We start from the raw sequence: 7,426 nt of genomic DNA on the forward strand, positions 1-7,426 counted from the left end.
CGCACCGGGCTCAAAACTCAAAATCGCACGCGGGCGGCTCTTTCCGTCTCGATCGACCAGCAGGGCAGTTCGCGTACGACGTGTCCCGAGGTGACGATGCGGCGGTGGATCTCGGCCCGGTAGCCCCGGGTGGTGGCGGTGACGGCGATCCGGTGCCATGCCGCCGCCCGTTCCTGGCGCCTGGCGTGCATCGATGCGGAGGCGATGCCCAGGACCGGAACCAGCCCCTCGGGCCCGGGCAGGGTGGACATGCAGGATATGTGCGCATGGCCGTGCAGGACCATTTCGGCGCCCGTCCTGGCGATCGCGGCGGCGAACAGGCCGGCATCCAGCAGCGACTTGCGGTGCGATACCAGGCCGGTGATGGGCGGATGATGGATCATGACCACGCGGAAGCGGCCCTGCCGCCCGGCTTCATGCAGGATATCGGCCAGGCGGGCCGCCTGCCTGGCGCCGATCCGTCCGGCGGCGGAGAACCAGGCCATCGGCCGTGCCGAATTGACGCCGATCAGCGCCAGCGGGCCGATATGGCGCAGGTAAGGGAAACCGTCGGCGTCCGCTGCCATCCACGGGGCCCACTGGCCCAGCGTCTCGGACCACGATTCGCGGACCAGCATGTCGTGATTGCCGGGAATGGCGCAGATCGGACCCGGCAGGCGCGTATGCAGCCATTCGGCCGCCTGCCGGCATTCGGCCGGCAGGCCCAGATTGGTCAGGTCGCCCGTCAGCGCCACGACATCCGGAGCCATCGCACGGATATCGGCGGCAACGGCGTCCGCCACCGCGCGGACATGCAGGAAGCGCCGCTTGCAGCGCCAGGAGATCTGACTGGTCATCCGCTTGTTCAGCAACGCCCTGGCCGGAATGCGCAGCCTGTCATGCGGCAGATGCAGGTCTGAGAGATGGGCCAGCGTGATCTCGGGCAAGCAAAGCACTCCTGTGGCCGGCGCAGGCGGGCGCGGGGCTTCGTGGACGGGGCATCGATGTTCCCGCCTTGCAATGGCGTCTGGAACGCGGCTTATGAGCCTACGAATGTACGACGCACAGAAAAAGGCCGGCGCGGCGTGAGCGAACCGTTTGCCCTGATCCATAATTCGCGCAGTCGGCGCAATGGGGTGGAGGATGGCAGTTTCCGCAAGCGGGCGGCCCGCGCGCTGGGGCCGCTCTTCTTCCATTCCACCAGCCGGACCCTGCTGCCCGAAGCGGTGGCTGAACTGGCGCGGCGCGAGGTCGGGGTCATCGCCGTCGATGGCGGGGATGGCACGGTCAGCGACGTCATGTCGGCCATCCATCGCTTCTACCCGACGGATGCGCTGCCGGCGCTGGCGGTCCTGCCGTCGGGCAATACCAACCTGATTGCCGCCGATGTGGGGTTCGGCCTGCGCGGCCGCGCGGCGCTGGAACGCCTGACGGTCATGGCGCGCGCGGGCACGCTGCGCAGCACGGTCGCCCGGCGCGACGCGCTGGCCATTCGATGGTCCGATTCTACGCGCCCGGTAGCCCTGGGCATGTTCCATGGGGCGGCGGCCTTCACAAAGGGGGTTCGCATCGCCCACCGGCCGGCCATCCTGAACCGGTTCTCGCACGATATCGCGGTCGCCGTGGCCATCGCGTCGTCGTTGGGACGTCTGATGTTCCGCTCCACACGCCGCAAATGGCTGGCTGGGAATCCGGTCACCCTGGCCGTCGGGGCGGAGGCGCCGCGGACGATGGATTGCTTCCTGTTCATGGCCACGACCCTGCGTTGCCTGCCGCGCGGCATGTGGCCTTTCGCCGCGCGGCAAGGGGCGGACGACGGAGCAGGATTGGCCTACTTGAACGTGCGGGCCTTTCCCGAGCGGCTGCTCGCGGCGACATGGGCTTCGCTGCGGGGCGAGACGCCGGCCTGGCTGGACAGTGCGCCGGCCTATGAACGGGGGCGGGCCGACTGCCTGTCGCTGCGGATCGACGGGTCCTTCGTTCTGGACGGCGAAATCTGGGATTCCGGCCCGGATGGGCGAACGATCCTGACGGCCGGCCCGCGTTTCGATTTCATCCGGGGGGCGTGATGGGGTCCGATCATTCCGCCATGGCGGCGGCAGGGCGGGTGGGGCACCTGCTGGCCGGTGAACTGATCCAGTCGGTCGACCCTGCCGTCACCGATTTCGTGGCGCGGCTGGTGGGCGACGCGCCGGTGCTGGGGGTCCTGTTCTATGGCTCGGCATTGCGGCAGGCAGATCCGGACGGAGTCCTGGATTTCTATGTGGTGGTGGCGCGCCAGGCCGACTGGCCGCGCGGCCGTGCGGCCAGGGTGGCCAACGCTTTGCTGCCGCCGAACGTGGAATATCATGAAGCGACGGCCGGTGGTCGGTTTCTGCGCGCCAAGGTCGCGATCGTCACGCTGGCCCAGTTCCGGGCGCTGACCGGTCGCGGCACGCTGGACACCACGATCTGGGCCCGGTTCTGTCAGCCGGCGCGGCTGGTGTGGGTGCGGGATGCCGATGCCGCCGATGCCATTCTGGGCTGCCTGATCCGGGCGATTGCGGTGGCGTCGTGGTGGGCGGCCTGTCTCGGCCCCGTGCAGGGAACGGCGGAACTGTACTGGGATGGGCTGTTTGCCCGGACATACGGTGCCGAACTGCGCGTCGAAACGGCGGCCCGGGCCCGCAGCCTGCTGGACGGCCGGGTGGCGCGCTACCGCGCCCTGCTGGAGGCGGCATGGCAGGCATCGGGCCTGTCCTTTACCCAGACGGGTGACCAGTTTCGTCCCGCGCTGCCGGACGCGGTCCGGGCGCGGGCATGGCGGAGGTGGGCGCTGCGCAGCCGGCTCGGGCGTCCGTTGAACGTGGCGCGCCTGGCCAAGGCCGTGTTCACCTTCGCCGGGGGGGCGCGCTATGTCGCTTGGAAGATCCGCCGCCATTCCGGGGTCGAACTGCGGCTGACGCCGTTTGCCGAGCGCCATCCGCTGCTCTGCCTGCCCCGGCTGTTATGGTCGCTGCACCGGGCGGGATTGTTTCGGCGGACGGAACAGCGGGACGGCAGCCCCTGACCAGGCTGTGCCTTATTGCCGCAGGCCCAGTTCGCCGGCCACGGTGGCGAAGACGTCCACCGCGCGGTCGATCTGCGCGGCACTGTGCGTCGCCATCACCGAACTGCGCAGCAGAGGATGCTGGTCCGGCGTCGCGGGCGGCAGGCTGAGATTCACGTAGACACCCAGATCCAGCAGCCGGTTCCAGAACCGTACCGCCTGCGCGACGTCGTCCAGCACTACGGAGACCACCGGGCTGGCCTGCGGGCCGGTACGTAGGCCGGCGGCATTCAGCCCGGCATGAAGCCGGCGTGCATTGTCCATCAGAGCGTGGCGCAGTTCGGGCCGGCTTTCCAGTTCGCCCAATGCGGCCATCGTCGCCGCGATGACGTCGGGCGGCAAGGATGCGGTGAACATGTAAGGGCGCGAGCACAGGCGAATCAGGTCCAGCCCGTCATGGTCCGATACGCAATAGCCGCCGACCGTGCCCAGGCTTTTGGAAAACGTGCCGACCACGAAGTCGACATCGGCTTCGACGCCGTCGGCTTCCGCCACGCCGCGGCCGTGTGCGCCCATGACGCCGACCGAATGGGCCTCATCGGCCAGCAACCATGCGCCGGTCTCGCGTTTCACGGCGGCGAATTCGGCCATCGGCACGACATCGCCCATCATGGAATAGATGCCTTCGACCACGATCAGCTTCGCTCCCGGCGTGCCGTCCAGGCGGCGCAGGCGCTTGCGCAGGTCCTCGGGATCATTATGGCGGAACCGAATCACCTGCGCATGGCCCAAGCGGCTGCCGTCATAGATGCTGGCGTGGCTGTCGGCATCCAGCAGCAGGTAGTCGTCCTTGCCGGCCAGGGCGGAGATCACGCCCAGATTGGCCTGGTATCCCGTCGAAAACACCATGCAATGGCGTCGCCGGAAGAACCGGGCGATGCGCTCCTCCAACTGGCGGTGCAGGCCCTGGGTCCCGTTTGCGATCCGTGACCCGGTGGTGCCCACGCCGTGGGTGCGCAACGTGTCGATCGCGGCCGTGACAGCGGATTCGGACTGGCTGAGGCCCAGATAATTGTTGGTGCCGAACAGCAGCGTCTCGCGTCCTTCGATCAGCCCGACGGTCGAGGAGACCGGCCGCTCGATCACCACGGCAAACGGATTGCGGCCGCCACCCGCAGTGACGGCGGCCAGCGAACGGGCCAGCCCGTCATACTTGCTGAAAATCGACATCGGGATCAGCCGCCGTGTTTCAGCGACACGATGCAGGCGGCCAGGTCGTCGATGGTCCGGATATCGGCAAGCCGGTCGAGCGGCACGGAGACGTCGAGCGAATCCTCGATCTCCATCACGAAATTCATGACCGCGAGTGAATCGAACGCCAGGTCCTCGACGATCTTGCTGCCGCCATCGATGTCCCGGGGAACCTTCGGATTGGCCAGCAATGTCTGGATGATCAGGGCAGAGACCTCTGCCGTCGTTTCACTCATCGATGTCTTCCTTTTGCAGAGCTGCCCGGTTACGCGACCGAGGCAGTCTCGGCAATGGTTTCGAACGCGCCGGACAGCAGCATCGCCTTGGCTCGGGCACGCGTCAGCTTGCCGGACGAGGTCTGGGGCAGCGTGTGCGGCGGGACGAGGATGACCGACACGTCCACGCCGTGCTGCCGCCGGAAGAGATTGGCGGCCTCGGTCCGCAGCAATTCCCGTGCCTCGGGGGTCGAGGCACGGCACTGGATCAGGGCCACGACCTTCTCGCCGGCTTCCTGGTCGATCGAGAACACCGCAACGTCACGGCTGCGCAGGACCCCGATTTCGGTTTCCGCGGACCATTCCAGATCCTGGGGCCAGATATTGCGGCCATTGATGATGATCAGGTCCTTGGCGCGTCCGGTCACGACCACCTGCCCGTCGAGCATGTAGCCGAGATCGCCGGTATTCAGCCATCCCGCATCGTCCAGCACGCGCTGGGTTTCCTGCGGCTGGTTGAAATAGCCGCGCATCAGGCTGGGGCCGCGGGCGAAGATGGTACCGACCTTGCGGTCCGGCAGGGCCTGGCCCGTGGAGTCGCGGATTTCGAGTTCATGTTCCTCCAGCACCTTGCCGCACAGGACGAAGGTGCGCAGCGCCTGGCCCGGGTCGTCGGAGGGGCGGGCGATCCCCTGGGTCTCCAGGACGCGCAGATCGACCGTATCGGTCTGGATGCCCGATGCCAGCGGAACGAAACTGATGGCCAATGTCGCCTCGGCCATGCCGTAGCTGGCGGTGAAGGCTCGGCTGTCGAAGCCCGAGGCGGCGAAGCGCTCGGCAAATTCTTCAAGGATGTGGTGACGGATCATGTCGCCGCCGATCCCCGCGATTCGCCAGCAGGACAGGTCCAGGGCGATGGAGGTGGCGCGCCGGGCGCACAGTTCGAACCCGAAGGAGGGGCTATAGGCGATCGTGCCGCGGTTGCGGCTGATCAGGTCCAGCCAGACATGGGGACGGCGGGCGAACTCCCGCGTCGGCAGCATATCCACGCTCAACTGGCAGGTGACCGGGGTCAGGAAGAAGCCGACCAGCCCCATGTCGTGATAGAGCGGCAGCCACGAGACGCAGCGATCGCCGGTATCGCGCACTTTCAGGCCGTCGCGCGCGATCGCGCGGGCATTGGCCATCCCCGAGCGCTGGGTCACGGCCACCCCCATCGGGAAGCGGGTGCTGCCCGACGAGAATTGCAGATAGGACAGGTCGTCGGGGTTCACGGTCGGCAGGGCGAGGTCATCCGCCGGCAGGGCCATCAGTTCGGCCGGCCGACCGCCGAAGCGCAAGGTGAAGCCGTCGATAATCTCGTCGGTCCAGGATGCGATGATCTCGGGAATGATGACGGCCGACGCACCGGCGCTTTGGATCATGCCGCGCAGCGTGGTCACGTAGCCCTGGCGCCCGCCGAAAGCGACCGGCAGAGGCATGGGGGCGGGGATCAGTCCGGCATACTGGCAGCCGAAGAAGATGCGTGCGAAGTCGCCGTCGCTCTCCGCCACGATGGCGACCCGTTCGCCCGGCCGCAGACCCAGGGTCAGCAATCGCCGCGCGACCTCGTGGGCCTGGGCACGCAGGGTGCGGTAGGGCAGGGCCTCCAACAGTTGGCCGCGGCCGGAATAAATATTGAATCCGGCATTCCCTTGGGCCGCGTAATCCAGCGCGTCGGGGAATGTTGCGAAATCACCCAGGCGGCGTGCCTGACCAGAATCTGTCGGAGTCGGAAGGCGTATCATGTCAGGCAATGAATCTTCCACCTGGAACTATCGAATAAACGGTGTGTCATGAACGGGAACAGCGTTCATGACACGCCTCCCGAAGAAATTCCACGATGGCATCCGCGCCACGCGGAGCCGTCGGACCCGGGCCGTCCAGCCCGAATGTGTCGTATATATACGATTCTTGCCGCTCTAGGAAATCGGCATGGGTTCTAAAGGCCTGTTCCAGGTCCGTTTCCAGCGTCGCCGTGCCGTGGCTGACACGCCCGAGAGACCAGAAACGGTAATCGGGATTGCCTTGCCAATCTGTCTCGTGGGCATCCAGGAACAGGCAGGGGCGCGGGCGAAGCAGAAACTCGGCGACCTGGCTGCTGACATCGCCCAGATAGAGATCCGCCGCCATCGTGTAGGTCATGTCGATGCTCTTCGGACTCCCTGGATCGATCAGCATATGGGGTATTCCGCTGAACCGGCGCACGATCTCCGCTCCCTTGCCGCGATGCGCGTCGAACAGCCGGTAATGCGGTGCGAAGACAAGGTTGTACCGGTCCTGCCGGGCAAAATAATCCAGAACCTGCAGCCCGAATTTATGCCATGAAGACAGGCGCGTATTGAAATGCGGATTATACAGGATTGTCGGGCGTCCATTTCCGAACAGCGGTGCTGCGTCGCGATGCAGCAGCCGCACCATGTCGAATTTGGCGTAGACCCCGGTGACATACCGTCCGGGGCGCAGCGCCTCCTGCATCAGCAGTCGGCGTTCCAGTTTTTGTCCCGCCATCAGAATGAAGTCGAAATGCCGGACATCCCGCGCGAAGCCGATCGCCCGATCGCCCGCGCCATGTCGCGTCCAGATCAACCGGGGCCGACGCACGCCCATGTGCCGGAGATGGAGCGAGGTGCGCTCGGGAACCACAATGGCTTGAAAATTATTGAAATAATTCGTGTTCCATAGAAGCGCGGCCAGCTTGCTCAGGACGCTGGGACCGCGACGAGCGAGTCGCCGCCGCAGAGAACCGGGCAACGCAAGCCGATCGAATATGAGCTGTGATTCGGGATAAAATCCGGCCAGATGACGGATATAGGCTTCATGTTCCGGCGTCAGGCAGGCGACATGGACGGCGAAGTCCGGATGACGGCGAGCGATCTCCAATGCGATGGGCAGCGCGTGCAGCGTCTGGTGC

7 protein-coding genes (1 of these 7 running past the window's edge) are annotated in these 7,426 nt (G+C 66.3%); 2 read left to right on the forward strand and 5 right to left on the reverse strand.

Annotated features, from left to right (window positions below):
• Nucleotides 1-17: 17 nt before the first annotated feature.
• Entirely contained in the window at nt 18-926 is a 909-nt protein-coding gene (locus tag AAC691_RS01460; RefSeq protein ID WP_342628711.1) for a metallophosphoesterase, read from the reverse strand.
• 138 nt (nt 927-1,064) lie between these two features.
• On the opposite strand from AAC691_RS01460, the gene AAC691_RS01465 reads away from it, so the two are divergent.
• Nucleotides 1,065-2,048 (forward strand): diacylglycerol kinase family protein, encoded by a 984-nt coding sequence (locus AAC691_RS01465; RefSeq protein WP_176639327.1) that lies wholly within the window; start codon nt 1,065-1,067, stop codon nt 2,046-2,048.
• Nucleotides 2,048-3,028 (forward strand): hypothetical protein, encoded by a 981-nt coding sequence (locus tag AAC691_RS01470; protein ID WP_342628712.1) that lies wholly within the window; start codon nt 2,048-2,050, stop codon nt 3,026-3,028. The genes AAC691_RS01465 and AAC691_RS01470 overlap by 1 nt, the downstream gene beginning before the upstream one ends.
• A 12-nt stretch (nt 3,029-3,040) precedes the next feature.
• Here AAC691_RS01470 and spt read toward each other — a convergent pair whose 3' ends face one another.
• The 4 genes in view from spt to AAC691_RS01490 are tightly spaced (at most 46 nt apart) and all read right to left on the reverse strand, a layout consistent with a single transcriptional unit that may run on beyond the window.
• Nucleotides 3,041-4,237, reverse strand: a complete 1,197-nt coding sequence (spt, locus tag AAC691_RS01475; protein ID WP_342628713.1) for a serine palmitoyltransferase — start codon at nt 4,235-4,237, stop codon at nt 3,041-3,043.
• A 5-nt stretch (nt 4,238-4,242) separates the two neighbouring features.
• Nucleotides 4,243-4,494 (reverse strand): acyl carrier protein, encoded by a 252-nt coding sequence (locus tag AAC691_RS01480; protein WP_176639325.1) that lies wholly within the window; start codon nt 4,492-4,494, stop codon nt 4,243-4,245.
• 29 nt (nt 4,495-4,523) lie between these two features.
• Complete coding sequence (locus tag AAC691_RS01485) at nt 4,524-6,260, reverse strand: fatty acyl-AMP ligase (RefSeq protein ID WP_176639324.1); 1,737 nt, start codon at nt 6,258-6,260, stop codon at nt 4,524-4,526.
• A 46-nt stretch (nt 6,261-6,306) separates the two neighbouring features.
• On the reverse strand, nt 6,307-7,426 hold the 3' portion of the coding sequence (locus AAC691_RS01490) for a sensor domain-containing protein (protein ID WP_342628714.1). Its footprint extends 35 nt past the window's final position; the window shows 1,120 of its 1,155 coding nt (coding positions 36-1,155); its start codon lies off the right edge, out of view; it ends in the stop codon at nt 6,307-6,309.

This window comes from Nguyenibacter vanlangensis, assembly GCF_038719015.1.
Lineage (GTDB): Bacteria > Pseudomonadota > Alphaproteobacteria > Acetobacterales > Acetobacteraceae > Gluconacetobacter > Gluconacetobacter vanlangensis.

Excerpts from the sequence above, each read along its gene's own strand:
- AAC691_RS01485 (WP_176639324.1), bottom strand. The coding sequence starts at position 6,260 with ATGATACGCCTTCCGACTCCGACAGATTCTGGTCAGGCACGCCGCCTG.
- spt (WP_342628713.1), bottom strand. The coding sequence starts at position 4,237 with ATGTCGATTTTCAGCAAGTATGACGGGCTGGCCCGTTCGCTGGCCGCC.
- AAC691_RS01480 (WP_176639325.1), bottom strand. The coding sequence starts at position 4,494 with ATGAGTGAAACGACGGCAGAGGTCTCTGCCCTGATCATCCAGACATTG.
- AAC691_RS01470 (WP_342628712.1), top strand. The coding sequence starts at position 2,048 with ATGGGGTCCGATCATTCCGCCATGGCGGCGGCAGGGCGGGTGGGGCAC.